The organism is Edaphosphingomonas laterariae, assembly GCF_900188165.1.
Classification (GTDB): Bacteria; Pseudomonadota; Alphaproteobacteria; order Sphingomonadales; family Sphingomonadaceae; genus Sphingomonas_E; species Sphingomonas_E laterariae.
This window is the reverse complement of sequence record NZ_FZOS01000001.1, coordinates 22,523-45,822: the sequence shown is the minus strand read 5'-3', so window position 1 is coordinate 45,822 and position 23,300 is coordinate 22,523. Positions and strand designations below refer to the sequence as shown.

20 protein-coding genes, 1 tRNA gene and 1 pseudogene are annotated in these 23,300 nt (G+C 65.9%); 12 read left to right on the top strand and 10 right to left on the bottom strand.

All coding sequences use genetic code 11. The annotated features are described in order from the left end of the window. Positions 1 to 185 precede the first annotated feature (185 nt). From CHB74_RS00235 to CHB74_RS00220, 4 genes are read left to right on the top strand one after another with little or no spacing between them, the layout of a single operon-like run. Complete coding sequence (locus tag CHB74_RS00235) at positions 186 to 2,477, top strand: TonB-dependent hemoglobin/transferrin/lactoferrin family receptor (RefSeq protein ID WP_089217597.1); 2,292 nt, start codon at positions 186 to 188, stop codon at positions 2,475 to 2,477. A 19-nt stretch (positions 2,478 to 2,496) separates the two neighbouring features. Further along, entirely contained in the window at positions 2,497 to 3,495 is a 999-nt protein-coding gene (locus tag CHB74_RS00230) for a DUF6607 family protein (protein ID WP_089217965.1), read from the top strand. 9 nt (positions 3,496 to 3,504) lie between these two features. Further along, positions 3,505 to 3,951: a hypothetical protein gene (locus tag CHB74_RS00225; RefSeq protein WP_089217596.1), complete on the top strand. Its 447-nt coding sequence runs from the start codon at positions 3,505 to 3,507 to the stop codon at positions 3,949 to 3,951. Continuing rightward, positions 3,948 to 4,751 carry a ferredoxin--NADP reductase gene (locus tag CHB74_RS00220; protein ID WP_089217595.1) on the top strand — a complete coding sequence of 268 codons (804 nt, stop codon included), beginning with the start codon at positions 3,948 to 3,950 and terminating at the stop codon, positions 4,749 to 4,751. The genes CHB74_RS00225 and CHB74_RS00220 overlap by 4 nt, the downstream gene beginning before the upstream one ends. Positions 4,752 to 4,804: 53 nt before the next feature. On the opposite strand, the gene CHB74_RS00215 is transcribed toward CHB74_RS00220, so the two are convergent. Together CHB74_RS00215 and CHB74_RS00210 are read right to left on the bottom strand one after the other, a co-directional pair. Further along, entirely contained in the window at positions 4,805 to 5,854 is a 1,050-nt protein-coding gene (locus CHB74_RS00215) for a Glu/Leu/Phe/Val family dehydrogenase (RefSeq protein WP_089217594.1), read from the bottom strand. 79 nt (positions 5,855 to 5,933) lie between these two features. Further along, positions 5,934 to 6,010 (bottom strand) — tRNA-His (locus tag CHB74_RS00210). 117 nt (positions 6,011 to 6,127) lie between these two features. Between CHB74_RS00210 and CHB74_RS00205 the strand changes: the two genes are divergently transcribed. The 4 genes from CHB74_RS00205 (at position 6,128) to CHB74_RS00190 (ending at position 9,037) form a co-directional block, all read left to right on the top strand. Then, positions 6,128 to 6,541 carry an RrF2 family transcriptional regulator gene (locus CHB74_RS00205; RefSeq protein WP_089217964.1) on the top strand — a complete coding sequence of 138 codons (414 nt, stop codon included), beginning with the start codon at positions 6,128 to 6,130 and terminating at the stop codon, positions 6,539 to 6,541. 96 nt (positions 6,542 to 6,637) lie between these two features. Then, positions 6,638 to 7,561, top strand: coding sequence for an NAD-dependent epimerase/dehydratase family protein (locus CHB74_RS00200; RefSeq protein ID WP_179220650.1), 924 nt, complete (start codon positions 6,638 to 6,640; stop codon positions 7,559 to 7,561). Then, positions 7,558 to 8,334 (top strand): glycosyltransferase family 2 protein, encoded by a 777-nt coding sequence (locus CHB74_RS00195; RefSeq protein WP_179220649.1) that lies wholly within the window; start codon positions 7,558 to 7,560, stop codon positions 8,332 to 8,334. The genes CHB74_RS00200 and CHB74_RS00195 overlap by 4 nt, the downstream gene beginning before the upstream one ends. An 85-nt stretch (positions 8,335 to 8,419) precedes the next feature. Then, positions 8,420 to 9,037: an EthD domain-containing protein gene (locus tag CHB74_RS00190; RefSeq protein ID WP_089217591.1), complete on the top strand. Its 618-nt coding sequence runs from the start codon at positions 8,420 to 8,422 to the stop codon at positions 9,035 to 9,037. Here CHB74_RS00190 and CHB74_RS00185 read toward each other — a convergent pair. The 3 genes from CHB74_RS00185 to CHB74_RS00175 form a co-directional block, all read right to left on the bottom strand. Next, entirely contained in the window at positions 9,022 to 9,774 is a 753-nt protein-coding gene (locus CHB74_RS00185) for an SDR family NAD(P)-dependent oxidoreductase (protein ID WP_089217590.1), read from the bottom strand. The genes CHB74_RS00190 and CHB74_RS00185 overlap by 16 nt on opposite strands. Next, complete coding sequence (locus CHB74_RS00180; protein WP_089217589.1) at positions 9,771 to 11,024, bottom strand: MFS transporter; 1,254 nt, start codon at positions 11,022 to 11,024, stop codon at positions 9,771 to 9,773. Before CHB74_RS00180 ends, CHB74_RS00185 begins: the two co-directional genes overlap by 4 nt. 140 nt (positions 11,025 to 11,164) lie before the next feature. Beyond that, a complete protein-coding gene (locus tag CHB74_RS00175) occupies positions 11,165 to 11,599 on the bottom strand; it encodes a helix-turn-helix transcriptional regulator (protein WP_245842514.1) in 435 nt (144 codons plus the stop codon). A 7-nt stretch (positions 11,600 to 11,606) separates the two neighbouring features. On the opposite strand from CHB74_RS00175, the pseudogene CHB74_RS00170 reads away from it, so the two are divergent. From CHB74_RS00170 to CHB74_RS00155, 4 genes and pseudogenes are all read left to right on the top strand, one after another. After that, positions 11,607 to 12,725, top strand: a pseudogene (locus tag CHB74_RS00170) (DUF885 domain-containing protein); the annotation flags it as partial. A 65-nt stretch (positions 12,726 to 12,790) separates the two neighbouring features. Next, positions 12,791 to 14,854, top strand: a complete 2,064-nt coding sequence (locus CHB74_RS00165; RefSeq protein WP_089217588.1) for a transglycosylase domain-containing protein — start codon at positions 12,791 to 12,793, stop codon at positions 14,852 to 14,854. 51 nt (positions 14,855 to 14,905) lie between these two features. Beyond that, entirely contained in the window at positions 14,906 to 15,865 is a 960-nt protein-coding gene (locus CHB74_RS00160; RefSeq protein ID WP_089217587.1) for an aspartate carbamoyltransferase catalytic subunit, read from the top strand. Next, positions 15,856 to 17,082, top strand: coding sequence for a dihydroorotase (locus CHB74_RS00155; protein WP_089217586.1), 1,227 nt, complete (start codon positions 15,856 to 15,858; stop codon positions 17,080 to 17,082). The genes CHB74_RS00160 and CHB74_RS00155 overlap by 10 nt, the downstream gene beginning before the upstream one ends. A 45-nt stretch (positions 17,083 to 17,127) precedes the next feature. On the opposite strand, the gene CHB74_RS00150 is transcribed toward CHB74_RS00155, so the two are convergent. The 5 genes from CHB74_RS00150 to carA form a co-directional block, all read right to left on the bottom strand. Then, positions 17,128 to 17,790, bottom strand: coding sequence for a rhomboid family intramembrane serine protease (locus CHB74_RS00150; protein WP_089217585.1), 663 nt, complete (start codon positions 17,788 to 17,790; stop codon positions 17,128 to 17,130). Positions 17,791 to 17,802: 12 nt separating this feature from the next. Then, the gene (gene greA, locus CHB74_RS00145; RefSeq protein WP_089217584.1) at positions 17,803 to 18,279 is read right to left on the bottom strand and encodes a transcription elongation factor GreA; all 477 of its coding nucleotides are present in this window, start codon (positions 18,277 to 18,279) and stop codon (positions 17,803 to 17,805) included. A gap of 82 nt (positions 18,280 to 18,361) precedes the next feature. Beyond that, a complete protein-coding gene (gene carB, locus CHB74_RS00140) occupies positions 18,362 to 21,706 on the bottom strand; it encodes a carbamoyl-phosphate synthase large subunit (protein ID WP_089217583.1) in 3,345 nt (1,114 codons plus the stop codon). Continuing rightward, positions 21,706 to 22,068: a ribonuclease E inhibitor RraB gene (locus CHB74_RS00135; RefSeq protein ID WP_089217582.1), complete on the bottom strand. Its 363-nt coding sequence runs from the start codon at positions 22,066 to 22,068 to the stop codon at positions 21,706 to 21,708. Before CHB74_RS00135 ends, carB begins: the two co-directional genes overlap by 1 nt. Then, a complete protein-coding gene (gene carA, locus CHB74_RS00130; RefSeq protein WP_089217581.1) occupies positions 22,065 to 23,234 on the bottom strand; it encodes a glutamine-hydrolyzing carbamoyl-phosphate synthase small subunit in 1,170 nt (389 codons plus the stop codon). Before carA ends, CHB74_RS00135 begins: the two co-directional genes overlap by 4 nt. Positions 23,235 to 23,300 lie beyond the last annotated feature (66 nt).

Sequence of the window (23,300 nt, the reverse complement as noted above, 5' to 3'; positions counted from 1 at the left end):
CTGGCGCGCGACCGGCGGCTGTGGCGCGGCAAGCCATTCCTATCCATCGATAACTGCCGTCCGCGCCGGTTGTTCAGGCCGGCCCGGCAAGGCTGCCTTCATCCCCTTGACCATCAGTCCTCCCGCCACTAATCGCGTCGATATTGCGAATCTATTGCATTAGCATCAACGCGGGGTGGAACAGAATGCATCGTCGGACTTCGAACATCAGTGGCGCCGGCACGCGCGCCGCGGCGCTCCATAGTGTCGCGTGGATCGCGCTTGGCGCCATGGCGCCCTTCTGCATCGCGGCCCCGGCCTTTGCGCAGGATGGCGACCCGCTGTTCCTTCCTGACGCCCGCAACACCATCACCGTCAGCGCCACGCGTATCCCCACCTCCATCCTGGACGTGCCGGCGACGGTGAGCGTGATCGACGACACCAAAATCGCTGACAATCTTGTCGCCGACGTGAAGGATCTGGTGCGTTACGAACCGGGGGTCAGCGTCCGCCGTGCGCCCAGCCGCTTCGGCGCGGCGCAGGGTTCCACGGGCCGCGACGGCAATGCCGGCTTCAACATTCGCGGTCTCGAAGGCAATCGCGTGCTGATCCAGGTCGATGGCATTCGCGTACCCGATGATTTCAGCTTCGGCGCCCAGGCCGTCGGGCGCGGCGATTATGTCGACCTGAGCCTCGTCAAGTCCGTGGAAATCCTGCGCGGCCCGGCATCGGCCCTTTATGGCAGCGACGGCCTGGCCGGCGCGGTGAGCTTCACCACCAGCGATCCCGCCGATCTGCTGGCCGGCCAGGGCGATTTCACCGCGCTTGGCCGTGTCGCTTACGATTCCGCCGACGACAAGTTCAGCGAGACGGCAATCGTTGCCGGGCGCTCGGGCGACTGGTCGACGCTCGTGGCCTACACCCGCCGCGACGGCCATGAATATGAAAATCAGGGCACGAACGATGCGCCCAACGCCACGCGGACCAAGGCCAATCCGCAGGACACTTCATCCGATGCGGTGCTCGGCAAGATCGTGTGGACGCCCAGCGATGCGCACCGCCTGCGGCTGACGGTCGATTACCTGAACGACCATATCGACACCAACGTGCTGAGCGGGATCGCCGCGCCGCCAGCGACGGGCACGCTTTCGCCCACTGCCGTGATCGGCCTGACCGCCGCCGACAAGACCGAGCGCACCCGCGTCTCGTTCGACTGGCGCTACCAGGGCAGCGGCGCGATCGATTCGGCGCAGGTCGCCTTCTGGTATCAGGACAGCGAAGCCCGGCAGTTTACTGCCGAAGATCGCAACATCGCCGCCGACCGGACGCGCCTCAACACGTTCGAAAACCGCGTCATCGGCGCGAGCGCGGAAGCGCGGAGCGATTTCGCCACCGGATCGATCGGACACAAGCTGGTCTATGGCGCCGACGTTTCGGTCACGCGCCAGAAGGGCCTGCGCGATGGCACCGTGCCGACCGCGCCCGACACCTTCCCGAGCCGCGCCTTCCCGGTGACCGACTACACGCTGGCCGGCGCTTATGTGGCGGACGAAATTTCGATCGCGGACGGCGCCGTCACGATCTTCCCGGCGCTGCGCTTCGACTATTACGACCTCAACCCGGACAATGATCCGCTGCTGCCCAGTTTCGCGGCGGCCAAGCAGGATGGTTCGCGTTTCTCGCCCAAGTTGGGTGTCGTCGGCAAGATCGGCGGCGGCGCGAGCCTGTTCGCCAACTATGCCCGTGGCTTCAAGGCGCCACTGCCCAGCCAGGTGAACCAGTTCTTCGAAAATCTCACCTCGCCCTTCTTCGCCTATCGATCGATCCCCAACCCCGATCTGAAGCCGGAAACGAGCGAAACGCTGGAAGGCGGCCTGCGTTATGGCGGCGACTGGCTGGATGCGAGCGTGACGGCCTTCTGGGGCAAATATCGCAATTTCATCAGCCAGGAACAGGTGGGCACCCATGCCGGCACCCCGGCCGATCCCATCGTCTTCCAGTTCGTCAATCTCGATCGCGTGAAGATCAAGGGCATCGAAGGCAAGGTGGAAGGACGGACGCGCGTCGGTCTCACCGGCACGCTCGCGGTTTCCTACTCCACGGGCGAGGTGACCGACGACAGCGGCAGCAAGACGCCGCTGCTCACCGTCGATCCGCTCAAGCTGGTGGCCGGCATCGGCTATCGCGATCGCGAAGGGCGCTTCGGCGGCCAGATCATCATGACGCATTCCGCCGGCAAGGAAGCCAGCCGCACCGACGGGCTGTGCACGCCATCCTGCTACCGCCCCGATGGGTTCACCATCCTCGACGCCACGGCCTTCGTGAAGATCAGCGACATGTTCACGGTGCGCGCAGGCGTCTTCAACATCTTCGACACCAAATATGCCTGGTGGAGCGACGTGCGCGGAATTGCCGCGACGCCGGCCAACCTGGCCGTGGCCGACGCCTATACCCAGCCCGGTCGCAACGCGAGCGTCTCGCTCTCGGTCCGCTTCTGATCATCCTGGAGAGATAATGATGAACCGCTTTCTTCTGCGCAGCCTGCTCGCCGCCGGCGTCGCGACCGCCCTTCCCTTCGCCCCGGCGCTTGCCGACGGCCCGGTCGCGGCGCGCGCCGCTGGCGATGAGGCGGCGTCGCTTGCCGCCGATCGCGCCTCGATCCTCGCCATGGCGGGCGATTACAAGGTGACGTTCGATTTCCGCGAAACCACGCCGTGGCGCGCGGACTACACGCCGATCGCGCCCAAGGTTTCGGGCGGGCATGAAAGCGTCCGCGTGATCGAGAATAGCCCCGGCAAGATCGTCCTCCAGCATCTGCTCGTCGTTTCCGACGACAAGGGCAAGACGATGGTGATCAAGCATTGGCGGCAGGACTGGACCTACGAGCCGGAAAGCGTTCTGGCCTATGCCGGCGAAGGCAAATGGGTGCTCGAAACGGTGCCGGAACGCATGCGCAAGGGCCGCTGGTCGCAGACGGTGTGGCAGACCGACGACAGCCCGCGCTACGGCGGCTGGGGCCAGTGGACCGAGGAAGGCGGCGTGCGCCGCTGGCGGAGCAACTGGACGTGGCGTCCGCTCGCCCGGCGCGATGCCGTCCGCACCCCGCCTTATGACCGCTATCTCGCGATCAACCGCCACTCCCCCTCGCCCGCCGGCTGGATCCACTGGCAGGACAATATCAAGATGGGCCCCGAAGGCGGTGTGAGCGGCGGCAAGATGGTGCCGTTCGTTCAGGAATCGGTGCTCAACACCTATGCCAAGGCCGGCGACTACGACATCAAGGCCGCCGACGCCTATTGGACAGCGACCAAGGACTATTGGGCCGCGGTGCGCACGGCGTGGGATGAAGCGATCGCCAAGGGCAATGGCGTGCGCGTCGCCGAAGTGGCCGAGACCGGATCGGCCTCGGGCGAACGGCTGATGAGCTATGCGGATGAACTCAACGCCGGAAAGCTCAGCACCAGCCAGGCTGTCGCCAAGGCCCGCGCGATCATCGCGCAGGTAACGGCGGGCTGACGACGGGACATGTATGCCTTCGTCGATCGCCCTGTCACCGATCTTGGCAATGGCGACCGATTCGCCCTGTGGGCGATGCGGGCATGGGTCTATGCGCTGGGCGAGGGCCGCTGCCCCGCCCGCGCACTGGGCCCCGCCTTCGCGCAGATGGGGGTGTCGGACGCGCTGGCCGATTTCCACGCCACCATGGCGATCCTGAACCGCCAGCCCCGCGAAAAGCTGGCGCTGGCGCCGCTTGGCGACCATCACATCGCCGAGGATGAGGCCATTCTTCTCGCCCTATGGGCCGCTGCGGCGACGGGCGAGAAGATTGGCTTGCAGGGCACGCTGAAATTGATGGTTGATGTATGCTGCGCTGCCACAATATGGGGCACGCTTGAACGGGCGGCGCCCAAACTCGCCGCACTCGATCTGATCCCGTCGGGGGTCGCCACAACCGAAGGAAATCGCCCATGAGCGACCGCAACGCTGCGTTCGCGCCGTCAACCGCCCTGTCCGTGGAAGAGGTCCGTTCGGTCCGCCACTGGAACTCGCACCTGTTCAGCTTCTCGATCAGCCGTCCGGCGAGCTTCCGCTTCCGTTCGGGCGAGTTCGTGATGATCGGCCTGCCCGGCGAGAACCGGCCGCTGCTGCGCGCCTATTCGATCGCCAGCCCGGCTTATTCGGACGAGCTGGAATTCCTGTCGATCAAGGTGCCCGATGGCCCGCTGACGTCGGAGCTCCAGAAGATCCAGCCCGGTGACAGCATCTTCCTCGGCCGCAAGCCGACCGGCACGCTCGTCGCCGATGCGCTGTTGCCCGGAAGCCGCCTGTTCCTGCTGTCGACCGGCACCGGCCTCGCGCCGTTCCTCAGCCTGGTTCGTGATCCGGATATCTATGATCGCTTCGGCCAGATCGTGCTGGTCCATTGCGTCCGCAGCGTCAGCGACCTCGCCTTCCGCGAGCAGTTGGAAAGCCAGCTTGCCGATGATCCGCTGGTGCAGGATCAGGCGCTCGTCCAGTTCAGCTATCTGCCGACCGTCACGCGTGAGGCGTTCCACACCAGCGGCCGCATTCCCGCGCTGATCGAACAGGGACGCCTGTTCGAAGGCCTGACCGGGCCGCGCCACTTCGACCCCGAACTGGATCGCGTGATGATGTGCGGCAGCATGGATATGATCCGTGATCTGGGCGCGCATTTCGACAGCCTCGGCTTCGACGAAGGCTCGAACGCCAAGCCGGGCCATTATGTGATCGAACGCGCCTTCGTAGGCTGAAAACCCAAAACCCTATCGGCGGGAGCGCGCGGCGCTCCCGCCGGTGATGCGGATCAGACGCGCCCGATCAGGCGGCGCGCGATACGATCGGCCACTTCGGCCGCAGGATCGCCGGTGGCAGCGCTTTCATCCCAGATCTGTTCGAGCCGGCCCGGAATATGGCCGATCCGTTCCTCGACGTCCGCGCGATCGCCCTGGCCGAGATATTCCAGCCCGACATTGATGATGCCACCGCCGTTGATCACATAATCCGGCGCGTAGAGCACACCGCGCGCGTGCAGGCGCGCGCCATCCTCCTTGGTGGCAAGCTGATTGTTGGCGGCACCCGCGACGATCGGCGCCGAAAGCAGCGGGATGCTGGTTTCGTCGAGGATCGCGCCCAGTGCGCAGGGGCTGAACACATCCGCCTCGACGCGCGCAATATCGCCGGCCGCAACCGTCACGGCGCCCAGCTCTGCGGCGAGCCGTTCGGCACGGGCCGCGTCGACGTCGGCCAGTGTAAGCTTCGCGCCCTCGGCGGCCAGACGGCGCGCAAGCGTGCCGCCAACGCTTCCGACGCCCTGGATAGCGACATGGACGCCGGCAATGTCATCGCGTTTCATGGCGCGACGAATCGCCGCCTTGACGCCAAGGAACACGCCCAGCGAGGTGGACGGGCCGGGATCGCCGCCAGCGGCATCGCTGCCCACGGGCAGGCCCGCGACGTGCATCGTCTGCTTGCGGATTTCCACCATGTCGGCGTCGCTCATCCCGACATCTTCCGCCGTGACGTAGCGCCCACCCAGGCTATCCACCGCGCGCCCGAAGGCGGCAAGCATCTCGGGCGTCTTGGTGCGCTGGGGATCGGCCAGAATCACGCCCTTGCCGCCACCCATGGGCAGGCCGGCCATGGCATTCTTGTAGCTCATCCCGCGTGACAGGCGGAGCGCATCGGTGATCGCGTCGGCGCGATTCGGATAATGCCAGAATCGGGTACCGCCTGCCGCCGGCCCAAGCGCCGTAGAATGAATCGCGATGACCGCTGTCAGGCCCGACGCCTGATCGCGGAACAGGTGGACGCCCTCATGGTCGTCATAATCGGGGAAATCCCACGGCGCTGTCATCGGCTCAACCTCACAGGAACTATATTACGCCACTGCGTAATAAAGTTTCCCATTCGTGAAAGCCAGCCCCAAAAAGGGGTGGGGCGATCGACGGGGATCGAACCCGCAACCTCCGGTACCACAAACCGGCGCTCTAACCGATTGAGCTACGATCGCCACGACACTGTGTCGGTGGCGCGCTCATAGGAGTGGTCATGCCACGTCGTCAAGAACCGCTTTCACGATATTCTTCGCCTCTTGCGCTTGACCGCGCACAGCGCCAAAGACTCGACCGTGCTTTCGCAACGGACCCGCTACGCCATACGCGCCCTCCTCCACCTTGGCGATCGCTATGGAGAAGGGCCGGTCCAGTTGCCGGAAATCGCCGAGGCGCAGAATATTCCCGCGAAATTCCTGACGGTTATCCTGTCCGAAATGAAGCGCGCCGGGCTGGTGGAAACGCTGCGCGGCAAGGAAGGCGGCTATTGGCTCGCCCGCCCGCCCGAAGAAATCACCTATGGCGAAATCGTCCGGCTGACGCGCGGCTCGCTGGCGCTGGTGCCGTGCGCGGCCCGCCTGGCCTATCGGCCATGCGAAAATTGCGTGGACGAAGCGACGTGCCGACTGAAGGCGGTCATGCTGTCCGTCCGCGATGAAACCGCCAATATCCTCGACCGCGTCTCTCTGTCCGAAAAGATGGCCGTCTGACGCGCGCCACGGGCATGTCTGGGCCCTGTTGGTGCGTTTCCCGCGATTCTGATAGCATGAAGCGTCACGACCATCGGGCAAGGTCGAGGGGGTAGCGTGAAACCAGTGCTCATCACGGGCAGCTCCGGCCTGATCGGCGCCGCCTTGATCCGCGCCATGGCCCGCGCCGGCTGGCCCGCGATCGGCGTGGACAGCCGCCCTGCCCCGACAACGACGATCGTGCACCACCTGCTCCCCGGCGACCCACGGATCCCCGCGCTCGTTGCCGAGGCGCGCGGCGTGATCCATCTCGCCGGAATGTCCCGGGTCAAATGGGGCGAGCTGGACCGCGCCCGGTGCTGGGCGGAAAATGTCGCCCTCACCGCCACGATCACGGACGCCGCCATTGCCGCGCCCACGCGGCCCTGGCTGATCTATGCGAGCAGCCGCGAGGTTTATGGCGAGCCGGCGACGCTGCCGGTCAGCGACGCGGCGCCGATCGCCCCGCTCAACATCTATGGTGCCTCCAAGGCGGCGGCGGAGGCGCTTGTCACGCAGGCGGCGCGCCAAGCGGATCTCGCGACCGCGATCCTGCGCTTCTCCACGGTCTATGGCGGTGCGGAAGACCATGACGACCGCGTGATCCCGGCTTTCCTTAACGCTGCCATGGCACACCGACCGCTTCAGGTGTTCGGGGCAGAGGTGATGGTCGATCCCACCTGGATCGGCGACGTCATAGATGCGGTGATGCGGCAGGCCGAGGCGCTGACGCTCGGCGCGGTCGCCGATCGCCCCGTCCTGCTTTGCGGCGGGCAGGGCATCACGCTCCTCGATCTCGCTCGCCGGATATGCGCGCTGACCGGCAGCACAAGCCCGATCGAGATCAGCGCCGGACGGGATTATGACGCCGTTCGCTTTCACGGCACGCCGCTTTATGCGCGGCAATGGCTGGGCTGGCAGCCGCAGACGTCTCTGGACGACGGCATATGCCAATATGCCCGCCTGCTGGCTCCGCGCGCCGCGGCTGCGGGCCACGGATGACGCCCCATGCCGAACGACTGGGCACGACGCTGGTCGTAACGCCCTATCATCGCGAGCCCCGTCACCTGATCGAACGCTGCGTCGCCAGCGTCGCCGGACAAACCATGCCGGTCGATCACATTCTGGTCGCCGATGGCCACCCGCAGGCATGGATCGACGACCTGCCGGTTCGTCACATCAGGCTCGACCGTGCCCACGCCAATTTCGGCAACACGCCGCGCGCGATCGGCATGATGCTCGGCATTGCCGAAGGTTATGGCGCGATCGCCCCGCTCGACGCGGACAATTGGCTCGACCCGGATCATGTGGCGGAATGCCGTGGGGCAGCCGCCCGGGTCGAGCATTGCGATTATGTGATTGCCGGCCGCCGATTCTGCCGCCCAGACGGCAGTGTCATGCCCGTCCCCGAGGAGCCGATCGACCGCCATGTCGATACGAGTTGCTTCTACTTCCTTCCGTCGAGCTATTGGCTGTTGCCCTTGTGGGGAACGATGCCCAATCCCGTCTCGCCGCTTTGCGACCGTGTTTTCTATCACGCGATCAGGGCGCGCGGATTGCAGGCCGCGATGACCGAGCGACCGACGGTGAACTTCAACGTCACCGTGCGCGGTTTCTTCACCGAACTGGGCGAGGAACCGCCGCCGGAGGCCAAGGATCCGCCCGATTTCGGCGCCATCCAGGGCTGGATCGACGGGCTGGACGATCGCCAGTTGGCGGACGCCGCCCGCCGGGCGGGCGTGGCGCTGCTGCGCGGTCCGCAACCGCCGCAATGACGACGGGGCGCCATGCTGCGCGTGGAGTGACGCGGCGGGCGTTCCCCCCTTCCCTTTGACACCCGGCTCGGGCCAGCATCGGGGGATGATCAAGTCCATCGCCTTCATGCCCCGCCGCCCCGGCACCAGCCGCGCCGATTTTCGCGACCATTATGAGGAGCGCCACGTGCCGCTGGCGCTCAACTGGTTTCGCTTCAGCAAATATGTCCGCAACCATCTGCAGGGCGAAGTGGAGCCCGGCTTCGATTGCCTGTCCGAATTCTGGCGGGTGAACCCGGCGGAGATCGGGCCGCTGATGGCCGGCCCAGTGGGAGAAACCATGGCGGAAGACGAACGGCGCTTCGTCGACAAGCCGAATATTCAGGCTGCATTGGCCGAAACGGCCGATCTTGGCTGTGGCGCACGGCCTTATGAGGCGAATGCGTCGCCGAAGCGCCTGCTGCTGCTGCAAGGTAGCGATCGCGACACACTCGTTGCCGCTGCGACCGATCTTGCGCGGGCACGCGCCGAACGCACCGCGCTCGACCTGCTCATTCCATACGATGATCGTCCGCTGCGCTGCGACGCGATCCTTTCGCTATGGGGCGCGGGCGACGACGCCTTCGCACCGCCTGCTGGCTGGACCATCGTGGCCCGGCTGGAAGCGGTGGCGGAAGAGACGCCGCCCGAAACCCTTGCGAAGACGCCTCAGCCCGCGGTCTGACCGCCATCGACCGGCAGCATGATGCCGGTGATGAAGCGCGCATCGTCCGATGCCAGGAAGGCGACGGCAGCAGCCACGTCCTCCGGCCGGGCGAGCGGCGCCATCTTGGGCGACATGCGGGCGACGAGCGCGAAATCGATCCCTTCGATCTGGCCCATCACGGCGCCGCCAGCGATCAGCGGCGTATCGACGCCACCCGGGCAGATCGCGTTCACGCGCACCTGGCGCGACGCATATTCGATCGCCACGGTGCGGGTGTAGCCGACGACACCCGCCTTGGTGGCGGAGTAGGCCGAGGCGTAAGCCGCACCGACGAGGCCGGAAGCCGACGACATGTTGACGATGTTGCCCTGCGTCTTTTCCAGATGGGGCAGCGCCGCCTTGCTCAGATGGAAGATCGACGAAAGGTTGATCGCGACCAGCCGATCCCATTCCTCGTCCGCGATCTGCGCGGCGTGGCCAAAACCGCCGATGCCGGCGATGTTGCAGAGCACGTCGAGCTTGCCATGCTTGGCGATGACGTGATCGACGACCTTGCGGCACGCTTCGGCCGAGGCGGCGTCGAATTCAACGGCACTCGCCCCCGGCAACTGGGCAGCGGTTTCCTCCGCGCCCGCAAGGTTGCGATCGGCGCAGACGACGATCGCGCCTTCGCTGGCAAGCCGGACGGCACTCGCCCGGCCGATGCCGGATGCCGCCCCCGTCACGAGGACGATCTTTCCGGTCATACGGTTCATAAATGGCTCTCCCTGGTTGCAAGATTGGCTGCGCGGGTTTCGGGCAGCGCGAAAAGGATAAGGGGCACCGCCGTAAAGCAACTTAGCCCCAACCAGAAGCAGGTATCCGCAATCGATCCTGTCTGTTTCGAAAGCCAGCCGATCAGCAACGGCGCGCCGACCATGCCCCAGCGGCCGACCAGATTGTGGCACCAGCCGTTCGCCGCCGCGCGGACATGGGTGGGGAACAGTTCCGAATTGATCGTGAAGCACACCGTCCACACGCCCAGCATGGCCTGGATCGCGACGAAGCACGCGGCAATCACATACCAGTCGGTCGCGGCGTAACAGGTCATCACCAAGATACCGTTGGCGATGAAGAACAGGATCGCCGTGGCCCGCCGCCCGATCAGGTCCATCAGGAAACCGACGCCCAGATAGCCAAGGAACGCCGACACCAGGCCGAAGGGCGAGATCAGGGCGAGATCGAGCGCGGTCCAGCCACGTTCGTTCAGGACATAGAAGGTGAAGAAAAAGGTCGACACGACCGCGCTGAAATTGGCGATGAACCACAAGGCGCTCATCGTGGCGAAGCGCCCGCGCAGGCCCGGCGCCAGCAACGTGCGCAATTCGGCAAGGACGGACATGCGGGGCGCACCGCTGGTGCGGTTCGCCTGAAAGGCCGGTGTTTCCTTCAGGAATATCCAGAGCAGCGGCAGGATCAGCAAGGGCGCAGCCCCGACGAGGAACAGCGCCCGCCACGACAAAGTGGTGTCGAGTGCCGCGCGCAGGAACAGCGCCGGCAGGGCCGCACCAAAACTGCCGCACGCGCCCAGCAGGCCATTGGCGCGCCCCCGCATATGGGCCGGCAATGTCTCGGACACGATAAGATAGGCGGTCGCGATCTGCGATACCAACGCGATCCGGGTCAGCGCCTGAACGATCGTGTAGCTCTCGATCGTCGGCATCAGGATCGTCACCAGCGACCCGACGGAGAACGCCGCCGCCGACACCATCAGGATCGGGCGCCGGCCGAAACGATCGCTCAACCGGATCAGGAACCAGGCCGCGATTGCGCCCAGGCCGATCACGGACAGCGAACGCCCCAGCCCTTCGGCATCGACGCCATAGGCCTTGCCCGCGAACGGCAGCACGACATTGGTGAGGCTGATATCGAAACCTTCGAACATCACGACGAAGGCGAGCATCGCGATCAACCCGAGATGCGATGCCTTCAAACCCGCCGGCTCACTTTCTGCTGCTGCCGCCATGCCGCCTCCCTTCGCCAAACAGCCGTTGCGGCAGTTTTCCGTTCAATGATGTCAGAAATGCCCTGCGGCCGGCCCTATCCGATGGGAAGGCGCACGCGCACAAATCGCCGCGATCACAGCCGTTGTGCCGAAAAATGGCACTAGCGACTTAGCGTGGTCGCCGAAGCGCGGGCGCGATAGTCGCGCGGGGTTTCGCCAAAGCGTCGGCGGAAGGCGGCGGAAAAGCTGCCCTGCCGTTCGTAACCAAGGGAAACGGCGAGCGACTTCACCGGAATGGACGTTTCCCCCAGCATCCGCGCCGCGCGGGCAAACAGCGTCCGTTCGACATGCTCCATCACCGTCGATCCCCGCGTCGCCTTGAACGCCCGCATCAGGTGGCGCCGGCCGATCCCGCACAGCGAGGCCAGTTCCGAAACGCTGGGCACCGGGCGGCTTTCGTCGGCCAATCGCTGGTCGATCCGCTTGAGTTGCCAGGGCGCGAGCGTGCCGGCGCGGTGGACGCCCCGTTCGCGCACGGTTTCGAAATGGCGGGTGAGTTCCGCCAGCAGCACCATGCCCAGCCCCCGGATCAGCATGTCGCGCGCGGGCGATTGGGCGGCACAGGCCGAAAAGATCGTCAGCTCGGCCGTCTTCCCGGCGCTCGACCGGCAGATCGCGCTGGTCAAGGAACTGCGCGCCAAGGCCAGCGCGGACGCCGGTGTGTGGCGGGTGCCGGGCGGCTCCGAATATTATGTCGACGCGCTGGCCGTGGCGACGACCACGACGATGACGCCCGACGAGATCCACAAGATCGGCCTGGAACAGGTGGCCGAACTGACCGCCCGGATCGACGCGATCCTGAAGGCCGAAGGCATGACCACCGGCACGGTGGGCGAACGCCTGACCGCGCTCAACGCCGATCCGAAGCAGCTTTACGCCAATACCGACGAAGGCCGCGCGGCGCTGCTGGCCAGCCTGAATGCCGATATCACGAAGGTGAGCGCGCTTCTGCCCAAGGCTTTCTCGACCCTGCCCAAGGCGCCGATCGAGGTGCGCCGCGTGCCGCCGTTCATCCAGGACGGCGCGCCCAACGGCTATTACAACCCGGCCGCGCTCGATGGGTCGCGCGACGCGATCTACTGGATCAACCTGAAGGACACGCATGACTGGCCGAAATATGGCCTGCCCGCGCTGACCTATCACGAAGCCGTGCCGGGCCATCATTTGCAGGGCAGCATTGCCCAGGAAACCAAGGGCATCCCGATCCTGCGCCGGCAGAGCTTCTTCTCCGCATATGGAGAAGGCTGGGCGCTTTATGCCGAAGGCGTCGCCGAAGAACTGGGCGCCTATGGCGACGATCGCCTCGGCATTGCCGGCAGCCTGCAATCGCTGCTGTTCCGCGCCGTGCGGCTGGTGGTCGACACCGGCATCCATGCCAAGCGCTGGACCCGCGAACAGGCGACCGACTATATGGTCGCGAACACCGGCTTCCCCCGCCCGCGTTCGCTGCGCGAGGTTGAGCGTTACTGCGTCTGGCCGGGCCAGGCGTGCAGCTACAAGGTGGGCCACAACAAGTGGGTGGAACTGCGCAAGCGCGCCGAAGCCGAGCTTGGCGACAGGTTCAACCTGCCCTGGTTCCACGATGTGCTGCTGGATGGCGCGATGCCGCTCACCATCCTCGAAGCGCGCGTGAACGAACGGATCAAGGCCCGGAAGGCCTGACCGCAAACAGAATCTCGACGCGCATCATCGCCCGTGTTAGCTGCATATGACAGCATGACCCGGCGATGATGCGCGACGACGATCCCTACGAAGACGACTGGAACGAACCAGAAGACACGCAGCGCGGCAGCCGATCAGGCGATGCCGCGATCGCGGCGGCGCGTCCGTTCTGGAAACGCTGGCGTTTCTGGAAGCGCGCGCTGCAGGCCGGCGCGATTCTGTTCGTCCTGCTGGTCGCCTGGCTGGCGGTAACGGCACCCTTGTCGCGATCGCTGAAGCCGATCGCACCGCCCAGCATCACCCTGCTGTCGGTGGACGGCAAGGCATTTGCCCGCAAGGGCGCGATCATCGACCGGCCGGTCGTGATCCCCGATCTTCCCCAACATGTGCCGCAGGCGTTCATGGCGATCGAGGATCGGCGCTTTTACAGCCATTGGGGCATCGATCCGCGCGGCATCGCCCGTGCGGCGTGGCGCAACACGGTGGCCGGCGGCGTCCGCGAAGGCGGCAGCACCATCACCCAGCAGCTCGCCAAGGTCGCTTTCCTCGATTCGGACAGGACCGCCGCCCGCAAGCTGCGCGAAGTGCTGATCGCCTTCTGGCTGGAAGCGCGGCTGAGCAAGGACGAGATCCTGCAACGCTATCTGTCGAACGTCTATTTCGGCGACAATGTCTATGGCTTGCGCGCCGCCGCGCTCCATTATTTCAATCGGCAGCCGGAAAAACTGACGATCGGGCAGGCCGCGATGCTGGCGGGCCTGTTGAAGGCCCCTTCCCGCCTGGCGCCGACCGACAATCTGAAAGGCGCCCGCGCCCGGCAGGCAGTGGTCGTCGCGGCGATGGCCGATGCGGGCTTCATCACCGAGGCTGAAGCCCGCGCTGTGCAGCCCGCGCGGCTCAACGTGCGGCCATTGCGAACACTGCCGAGCGGCACCTATTTCGCCGATTGGGCGCTGCCGGCGGCGCGCGACGCCTCCGGCGCGGTCTATGCCGAGCAGGAGGTCAAGACCACGCTGGACGACAGGCTCCAGCGCGCGGCCGAGGCCGCCGTGCGCCGCGCCGGCCTGGGCAAGGCGCAGGTGGCGCTGGTGGCGATGCGCCCCGATGGCAGCGTCGTCGCGATGGTGGGCGGCAAGAAATATTCCGAAAGCCCGTTCAACCGCGCCACCCAGGCGCTGCGCCAGCCCGGATCCACGTTCAAGCTGTTCGTCTATCTGGCCGCCCTGCGCGAAGGCATGACGCCGGACACGATCGTCGACGACGAACCGATCACCATCGGTGACTGGACCCCAAAGAACAGCGACGGCCGCTATCGCGGCAAGATCACCCTGCGCGAAGCTTTCGCGCGATCGAGCAACGTGGCGGCGGCGCGCATCGCCCGCGAGGTGGGCATGGACAATGTGATCCGCGCGGCCCGCGATCTCGGCATCACCAGCCCGCTTGCCGCCGACGATGCGACGCTCGCGCTCGGCACCTCGGGCGTTTCGCTGCTGGAACTCACATCCGCTTACGCCACGGTCGCGGCGGGCGCCTATCCGGTGAAGCCCCACGCGCTCCCCGAACGCGAGAAGAGCTGGTACGATTCCTTCTGGGATCGGCCACGCAAGTTCGACGGCGAAACCCGCGCCATGCTGCTCGACCTCCTCGGCGCCGCCGTCCGTGAAGGCACCGGCCGTTCCGCCACGCTGGCGATCGACGCCTTTGGCAAGACCGGGACAACGCAGGACAATCGCGACGCCATCTTCGTCGGCTTCACTGGCGATCTGGTTGCCGCCGTCTGGGTGGGCAATGACAACAACAGTCCGCTGGGCGGCATTGCGGGCGGTGGGTTGCCGGCGCGCATCTGGCGCGACTTCATGAGCCGCGTGGTCGATGGCGCGGCCCCGCCCCGCGTGGAACGCGCGCCCGAGATCGAGGCGGAGCCCGAGCCGCTCGACAATCTTGCGGTCAATATCGAAGGCGCGATCGGCGATGTCGGCGTGGGCCTCAGCGTCGGGCCGGATGGCGTCACCATATCGGCCAATCCCGCCGGCCCGGGCGATCGGCCGACCGATAGCGCGCCCACCGTCACGATCGCGCCCCCGCCGCCGCAACCGCGTGAGGCCGAGCCGGCGCCCGAGGGACAATAGCTTCCGCTCGACGCTTGAGATTGCGCGCGGGCGGTTCTAGACGCTGGGGGAATGCCTACCGATCCGCATCCCTTTCCGCACCGTCATCTGACGGGCATCTACGGCCTGCAGCCGTGGGAAATCTCCTTCCTCCTCGATGAGGCCGAACAGTGGATCGCGCTCAACCGCGGCACCGCGAAGCATGATGACCGGCTGGCCGGCCTCACGCTGATCAACGCCTTCTTCGAAAATTCGACGCGCACCCTGCTGTCGTTCGAGATCGCCGGGAAGCGGCTGGGCGCGGACGTGGTGAACATGCACGTCGCCGCATCGAGCGTGAAGAAGGGCGAAACGCTGATCGACACGGCGATGACGCTGAACGCGATGCGCGCCGACATGATCGTCATCCGCCACGAGGCATCGGGCGCGGTGCACCTGATCGCCGACAAGGTGGATTGCCCGGTGCTGAACGCCGGCGATGGCCGCCACGAACATCCGACGCAGGCGCTGCTCGATGCGCTCACCATCCGCCGCCGCAAGGGCCGGATCGACGGGCTGCGCGTGGCGATCTGCGGCGACGTGCTTCACAGCCGCGTCGCCCGTTCGAACATTCTGGCGCTGACCGCGCTCAATGCCGAAGTGCGCGTCGTAGGCCCGCCGACCCTGCTGCCGCCGGCGATCGAGCGCATGGGCGTGACCGCCTACACCGATTTCGATGCCGGCCTCGACGGGGCCGACGTGGTGATGATGCTCCGCCTGCAACGCGAGCGCATGGCCGGTGGCTTCGTGCCCTCGCCCCGCGAATATCATGCGCTCTACGGGCTTACCCCCGAACGCCTGGAACGCGCCGCGCCCGATGCGCTGGTGATGCACCCCGGACCGATGAACCGCGGCGTGGAAATATCCTCGTCCGTCGCCGACGATGCCGAGCGATCGGCCATCATCGAACAGGTCGAAATGGGCGTCGCCGTGCGCATGGCCTGCCTTGACGTATTGACCCGCGCACGCCGGGGAGTGCCGGGATGGAACTGAAACCGCTCGCCATCCTGAATGGCCGCATCATCGACCCGCAAGGCGGCGAAAGCCGTGGCGGCGTGCTCATTCACGACCGGCATATCGCCGCGATTGGCGATGTGACGCCGGGCGACGCCGAGGTGATCGATGCCAAAGGCGCGCTGATCGCCCCCGGCATCGTCGATGCGGGAAGCTTCGCGATCGACCTCAAGGCCTTCACCGCCGGGGGCATCACCCGTGCGGCGCTGATGCCGGATCAGTCGCCTCCCCTCGACGATGCAGCGCTTGTCCAGCGCGCGGCGGCGGCGGGCAAGCCCGATGTCTGGATCCACCCGATCGCCGCGGCGACGCGCGACCTGGCGGGCGAGGAACTTGCCGAAATCGGCCTGATGAAGGCCGCCGGGGCCTGCGCGGTGGCGACGGGGCGGCATTCGATCGCCGATGCCGCCGTGATGCACCGCCTGCTCAGTTATGCCGGCGCCTTGGACATGGCCGTGATCGTCCATGCCGAGGACCGCGCGCTGACCAAGGGCGCGGTGGCGACCGCCGGGGAAACGGCGACGCGGCTCGGTCTGCCCTCCGCGCCGGCCATTGCGGAGGCGATCGCGATCGCGCGCGATCTGATGCTCGCCGAAGATACCGGCGCGCGCATCCACTTCCATCAAGTGACGACGGCCACCGGGTTCGATCTGATCCGTGCCGCGCGGAAGCGCGGCGTGCGCGTTACCTGCGGGATCACGCCCGCCCATCTGCTCCTGTCGGACACCGCCATCGGCCTGTTCCGCACCTTTGCCCGGTTGACGCCGCCGCTGCGTGAGGAACGCGACCGGCTGGCAGCGATCGAAGCGGTGCGCGACGGCACCGTCGATATCCTGTGTTCCGCGCACGACCCCCAGGGGCCGGAAGCCAAGCGGCTGCCTTATGTCGATGCGGAGCCCGGCATGGCGGGTGCCGAAACGCTGCTGACGCTCGCCCTGACATTGGTGCGCGACGGCGTGATCGGCCTGCCGCGCCTGTTCGAGCTGCTATCCACCAATCCCGCCCGCCTGCTCGGCCTTCCCGGCGGCACGCTGGCGGTGGGCGCCGAAGCCGATCTGATCCTCGTCGATCCCGATACGCCGTGGAAGATCGATGCCGATCGCATGGCCGCCAAGGCCGGCAACACGCCGTTCGATGGGCTGCCGGTTCAGGGCAAGGTGCTGCGGACGATCAAGGGCGGCCGCGCGCTGGGTTAAGAATTGCCTCGTCATCCCGGTTCTCCGCCGGGATGACGGATGGCCTCAGGCCCGCCTGTAGCGCAGGAGCAGCAGAGGCTGGGCGAGCGCCAGCCCCGCGAAATAGCCGCCGATATGAGCCGCGATCGCAATGCCGCCACCGCCCTCGCCGCCCCAGGACGCAAGCCCGACCATCAGCTGCAGCAGCACCCAGGCGGCAGCCAGCCATAGCGCGTTGGCGAGCTGGTTCAGCCGGCGATTGGCGAAGGTGCGTCGTTTCTCGCCATAGAGCAGCGCATAAGCGCCGATCACGGCGGAGACGGCACCGCTCGCCCCGATCATCGGCCAGGGCTGGGTCGGCCCCGCGAGATAATGGCCGAATGCCGCGACATAAGCGCCCACGACATAGAGGATCACCATCCCCCGCGCGCCGATCGCCGCTTCGACGAAGCGGCCGCAAAAGCCCAGGATCAGCATGTTGAAGGCGATATGGATGAAGCCGCCGTGAAGCAGCGTCGCCGTCAGCGGCGTCAGCCATTTCGGCACGAAGCCATAGCCGCGCACCGCCATTTCCAGCGTCGGCGGCACAACATCGGCCGAAAAGCGCGCGGGAATGAAACCGCCGGCATAAGCCGCGATATCGTCCATCCCCGTCGCCGTGGCCAGCAGCCAGGCGGCGACGGTCGCGCCCAATATGGTCAGTGTCGCGCGGGCGGGCGGGAGTTGCATCCGCCCGGCTCCTCAGATGAACTCGACCTTGGACACCACATAGTAGCGGTCGCCCGACGGCACCGTCACCTCGACTTCATCGTCCACCTTGCGGCCGATCAGAGCGCGGCCGAGCGGCGAATTGTAGGAAATCTTGCCCGACTTCGCGTCCGCCTCGGTCTGGCCGACGATCTGGTAGGTGATCGGCTTGTCGTCCTCGTCCAGCAGGTGGACGGTCGCGCCGAAGACGACCTTGTCGCCCGACAGCGTCTTGGGATCGATCACCTGCGCGCGGCTCAGGCGATCCTCGATGTCGGCGATCATCGCCTCGATCTGGCCCTGCCGTTCCTTGGCGGCATGATATTCCGCATTTTCGGAAAGGTCGCCATGCGCGCGGGCTTCTTCAATCGCGTCGATGACCTGCGGCCGCTCGAGCTTGAGGCGCGCGGCCTCATCCTCCAGCATCCGGTAGCCTTCCGCCAGCATCGGCAGCTTTTCGACGGTCGCCATTAGCGAAAACCCCTTCAGTAAAATCTTGTCCCCGGGCGGTTCCAACCGGCGCCGCCCGCGCGTCCATCAGCGAATGTGGGGATCAATCACGCAATGTGGAATAATATGATTGGAGCGGCCGCACTTCAAGATGTCGTTCTTGCAGCGCAGCAATTGCCTTCGCAGCCGCCACACTGGCCGCCGCAGTGGTGAAATAAGGCACCTTGCCGAGAAGCGCGGACGCCCGGATCGACTGCGAATCCTGCAACGACTGCCAGCCTTCGGTGGTGTTGAAGATCAGCTGCACGCCGCCATCCTTGATCCGGTCGACGATATGCGGACGGCCCTGCTGGACCTTGTTCACCGTCTCCACATCAAGGCCGATGCCCTGCAGGTAGGTGGCGGTGCCACCCGTCGCGACGATCTTGAAGCCGCGATCGATCAGCTGGGCGACCGCCGGGCCGATATGCCCCTTGTCGCCATCCTTGACCGAAACGAACACGGTGCCGCCGGACGGCAGCAGCGTGCCGCCACCGAGCTGCGCCTTGAAGAAGGCGGTTTCGAAATCCTTATCGATTCCCATCACTTCGCCGGTGGACTTCATTTCCGGCGACAATACCGGATCGACACCCGGGAAGCGCGCGAACGGGAACACGGCTTCCTTGACGGCGATATGGCTGATGTTGCGATCGATCTTCGGCAAGTCCGCCAGCTTCTCGCCCGCCATGACACGCGCCGCGATCTTGGCGATGGGCGCGCCGATCGCCTTGGCGACGAAAGGCACCGTGCGGCTGGCGCGCGGATTGACCTCGATCAGATAGACCGCTGGTCCTTCCGGGCCATCCTTGACGGCGAACTGCACGTTCATCAGGCCGCGCACCTCAAGCGCGCGCGCCAGCGCATCGGTCTGCCGCTCGATTTCGGCAATGACTTCGGCGGGAAGGCTGTAGGGCGGCAGGGAGCAGGCGCTGTCGCCCGAATGGACGCCCGCCTCCTCGATATGCTGCATGACGCCGGTGACGACCACATCGGTGCCATCGCCGATCGCATCGACGTCGACCTCGATCGCATCGCGCAGATACTGGTCGATCAGGACCGGGCTGTCGCCCGACACCTGCACCGCGGTGGTGATATAGGTTTCGAGCTGCGCGGGATCCTCGACGATTTCCATCGCGCGGCCGCCGAGCACGTAAGACGGACGCATCAGCACCGGATAACCGACACGCTCGGCGACGATCAGGGCCTCTTCGCGGCTGCGGGCGATGCCATTGCGCGGCTGCTTCAGCCCCAGACGGCTGACGAGATCGGCGAAGCGTTCGCGATCTTCGGCCAGATCGATCGCATCGGGGCTGGTGCCGAGGATCGGGATGCCGGCGTCCGCCAGCTCCTGCGCCAGCTTGAGCGGGGTCTGCCCGCCGAACTGGACGATCACGCCGGCCAGCGTGCCATTCGACATTTCGACGTGCAGGATTTCCAGCACGTCTTCCGCCGTCAACGGCTCGAAATAGAGGCGATCGGACGTGTCATAGTCGGTCGACACCGTTTCCGGGTTGCAGTTGACCATGATCGTTTCGAAGCCGACATCGCCCAGCGCGAAGCAGGCGTGGACGCAGCAATAATCGAACTCGATACCCTGGCCGATGCGGTTCGGGCCGCCGCCGAGGATGACGACCTTCTTGCGATCGGACGGCTGGCTCTCGCACTCGGGCGTGCCGAAGCTCGGCGCCTCATAGGTCGAGTACATATAGGGCGTCTTCGCCTCGAACTCGGCCGCGCAGGTGTCGATCCGCTTGAACACGGGGCGCACGCCTAGCCGGTGACGCAGCGCACGCACTTCCTTTTCGGTGACGCCGCCGGTCATCGCCGTCACGACATCGTGCACGAGGCCCGAACCGTGGGCGTGGGCGCTTTCCATGCCGCGCAGATGCGCCGACCGCAGCGCGAGATAGGCAAGGCGCTTATCGGAGAAGCCCATTGCCTTGAGCTTGCGCAGCCCTTCGGCGTCGCGCGGCAGCCCTTCGGACGCGACCTTGTCTTCGGCGGCAACGATTTCGGCCAGCCGTTCGAGGAACCACGGATCATATTTGGCGATCCGGTTGACCTCCTCGACCGAGAAGCCCTCCCGCAGCGCCTGGGCGGCGACGAGCAGGCGATCCGGCGTCGGACGTGCAAGCTCCGCCTCGATCACCGAGCGCGGCGCGCCGACCAGCGCATCGACGAAGTTGAAGCCGGACAGCCCGGTTTCCAGACCGCGCAGCGCCTTCTGCATGGATTCATGGATGTTACGGCCGATCGCCATCACTTCACCGACCGACTTCATCGCGGTCGAGAGCAGCGGCTCGGCGCCCTTGAACTTCTCGAACGCGAAGCGCGGGATCTTGGTGACGACATAGTCGATCGTCGGTTCAAACGAGGCCGGCGTCGCGCCGGTGATGTCGTTGTCGATCTCGTCGAGCGTGTAACCGACGGCGAGCTTGGCCGCGACCTTGGCGATCGGGAAGCCGGTGGCCTTGGAAGCGAGCGCCGACGAACGCGACACGCGCGGGTTCATCTCGATCACGATCAGGCGGCCATCCTTGGGATTGACCGCGAACTGGACGTTGGAGCCGCCCGTTTCCACGCCGATCTCGCGCAGCACCGCGATGCTGGCGTTGCGCATGATCTGATATTCCTTGTCGGTCAGCGTGAGCGCCGGCGCGACGGTGATGGAATCGCCCGTGTGGACGCCCATCGGATCGACATTTTCGATCGAGCAGATGATGATGGCATTGTCGTTGCGATCCCGCACGACCTCCATCTCATATTCCTTCCAGCCGAGCAGCGACTCTTCGATCAGCACCTCGGTGGTGGGCGAGGCATCGAGACCGCTGGTGACGATCTGGATGAACTCCTCGCGATTATAGGCGACGCCGCCGCCCGTGCCGCCCATGGTGAAGCTGGGGCGGATGATCGCCGGCAAGCCGGTGAATTCGAGCGCGGCCACCGCCTCGTCGATCGTGTGGGCGACGCGCGACCGGGCGCTTTCGAGACCGATCTTGTCCATCGCCTCCCGGAAACGCTGGCGATCCTCGGCCTTGTCGATCGCATCGGCATCGGCGCCGATCATGATGCAGCCGTACTTTTCCAGCGTGCCATCGTTGAACAGGGCCAGCGCCGTGTTCAACGCCGTCTGCCCGCCCATCGTCGGCAGCACCGCGTCGGGCCGTTCCTTCTCGATGATCTTGGCGACGACCGCGGGCGTGATCGGCTCGACATAGGTCGCGTCGGCCATGTCCGGATCGGTCATGATCGTCGCCGGGTTCGAGTTGACGAGGATGATGCGATAACCTTCCTCGCGCAGCGCCTTGCACGCCTGCGTGCCCGAATAATCGAACTCGCACGCCTGGCCGATGACGATCGGGCCCGCGCCGATGATGAGGATGGAGGAGATGTCGGTGCGTTTGGGCATCAGTGGGTCAATCCGGTTTGAGCGACACATCCCCAGCCATCATATTCGAGGCCGAACATCGCTTCGATCTGCAAGCAAATAATCGTAAGAGCTTTGATGGCGTCCGCGTCCGACGTCTGCGTTCGCTGAAGGAAGAGCCAGGGCTCGCCATCTTCGGAGGGCTCGGTTTCGATCACCTCGAACCCCAGTTCCTCCGCTGCGTCCGCCAGATCGTCCAGCGCATCGGGCGATCCACGAAAGCTGACGTCCACCGGCCTTGGAATGTCGGACTGGTCGCCATTTTCGCGAAGATTCGCCAGGACGTCCTGATCCGCGCGCCATTCCTCGTCCAGCCGCGCCGGATCGACCGGCGGCAGTTTCACGCCGCCTTCTCCAGCGCCGCCACGAACTTCTCGAACAGATAATGGCTGTCCTGCGGGCCGGGGCTGGCTTCGGGGTGATATTGCACGCTGAACGCCGACTTGTCGGTCAGTTCAAGACCGGCGAGCGAACCATCGAACAGCGAGATATGGGTCGTCCGCGCGTTCGCCGGCAGCGACTTCTCGTCAACCGCGAAGCCGTGGTTCATGCTGGTGATTTCGACGCGGCCGTCATCCGAACGCTTGACCGGATGGTTCGCGCCGCGATGGCCCTGATGCATCTTGTAGGTCTTCGCGCCGATGGCGAGGCCCAGAAGCTGGTGGCCGAGGCAGATGCCGAACAGGGGCTTGCCCACCTTGAGCAGTTCCTGGATCACCGGCACCGCATATTGGCCGGTGGCCGCGGGATCGCCGGGGCCGTTCGACAGGAACACGCCATCGGGCTGGTGCGCCATCACCTCGTCGAAGCTGGCGGTGGCCGGCACCACCGTCACCCGCGCGCCGGCGGCGACGAGGTTGCGCAGGATGTTGCGCTTGAGGCCGTAATCGATCGCGACGACATGCGGGCCCTCCGGGTTGGCGCTATGCGTGGCATAGCCTTCGGCCAGCGTCCACAGCCCGTCGTCCCACTTGTAGCTCTGCGTGGACGAAACCTCCTTGGCGAGGTCCATGCCCTCCAGCCCCGGCCACGCCTTCGCCTTGGCGAGCAAAGCGGGTATATCGAATTCGCCCTTGGCATTATGAGCGATCACGCCATTGGGCGCGCCCTGAATGCGGATCGCGCGGGTAAGCGCGCGGGTATCCACGCCGGCAAGGCCGATGCGGCCATTGGCCTTCAGCCAGCCATCGAAATGCTGGACGGCGCGGAAGTTCGACGGATCGGTCACATCCTCGCGGACGATCAGGCCCAGTGCGTGCGGATTGGTCGCTTCCACATCGTCATGGTTGGTGCCGACATTGCCGATATGCGGGAAGGCGAAATTGATGATCTGCCCGGCGAAGGACGGATCGGTCATGATTTCCTGATAGCCGGTCATCGACGTGTGGAAGCACACTTCGCCCACGGCATCGCCTTCGGCGCCGAAGCCCCTACCCCAGATGACGGAGCCATCAGCTAGAACCAATACGCCAGTGGCACCTTCTGGGCGCGCGTGATCGGTTTCGGCCATTGATGGGCTCTCCTGTGGCTGGGGCGGCGGGTAAACGGCGGGGTTCCTAGGAGTGTGACCGGGGCG

Bases quoted from the DNA above. Each gene is read 5' to 3' on its own strand.
- CHB74_RS00235 (WP_089217597.1), top strand. From the start codon at position 186: ATGCATCGTCGGACTTCGAACATCAGTGGCGCCGGCACGCGCGCCGCG.
- CHB74_RS00230 (WP_089217965.1), top strand. From the start codon at position 2,497: ATGAACCGCTTTCTTCTGCGCAGCCTGCTCGCCGCCGGCGTCGCGACC.
- CHB74_RS00225 (WP_089217596.1), top strand. From the start codon at position 3,505: ATGTATGCCTTCGTCGATCGCCCTGTCACCGATCTTGGCAATGGCGAC.
- CHB74_RS00220 (WP_089217595.1), top strand. From the start codon at position 3,948: ATGAGCGACCGCAACGCTGCGTTCGCGCCGTCAACCGCCCTGTCCGTG.
- CHB74_RS00215 (WP_089217594.1), bottom strand. From the start codon at position 5,854: ATGACAGCGCCGTGGGATTTCCCCGATTATGACGACCATGAGGGCGTC.
- CHB74_RS00195 (WP_179220649.1), top strand. From the start codon at position 7,558: ATGACGCCCCATGCCGAACGACTGGGCACGACGCTGGTCGTAACGCCC.
- CHB74_RS00190 (WP_089217591.1), top strand. From the start codon at position 8,420: ATGATCAAGTCCATCGCCTTCATGCCCCGCCGCCCCGGCACCAGCCGC.
- CHB74_RS00185 (WP_089217590.1), bottom strand. From the start codon at position 9,774: ATGAACCGTATGACCGGAAAGATCGTCCTCGTGACGGGGGCGGCATCC.
- CHB74_RS00180 (WP_089217589.1), bottom strand. From the start codon at position 11,024: ATGGCGGCAGCAGCAGAAAGTGAGCCGGCGGGTTTGAAGGCATCGCAT.
- CHB74_RS00175 (WP_245842514.1), bottom strand. From the start codon at position 11,599: ATGCTGATCCGGGGGCTGGGCATGGTGCTGCTGGCGGAACTCACCCGC.
- CHB74_RS00165 (WP_089217588.1), top strand. From the start codon at position 12,791: ATGATGCGCGACGACGATCCCTACGAAGACGACTGGAACGAACCAGAA.
- CHB74_RS00160 (WP_089217587.1), top strand. From the start codon at position 14,906: ATGCCTACCGATCCGCATCCCTTTCCGCACCGTCATCTGACGGGCATC.
- CHB74_RS00155 (WP_089217586.1), top strand. From the start codon at position 15,856: ATGGAACTGAAACCGCTCGCCATCCTGAATGGCCGCATCATCGACCCG.
- CHB74_RS00150 (WP_089217585.1), bottom strand. From the start codon at position 17,790: ATGCAACTCCCGCCCGCCCGCGCGACACTGACCATATTGGGCGCGACC.
- greA (WP_089217584.1), bottom strand. From the start codon at position 18,279: ATGGCGACCGTCGAAAAGCTGCCGATGCTGGCGGAAGGCTACCGGATG.
- carB (WP_089217583.1), bottom strand. From the start codon at position 21,706: ATGCCCAAACGCACCGACATCTCCTCCATCCTCATCATCGGCGCGGGC.
- carA (WP_089217581.1), bottom strand. From the start codon at position 23,234: ATGGCCGAAACCGATCACGCGCGCCCAGAAGGTGCCACTGGCGTATTG.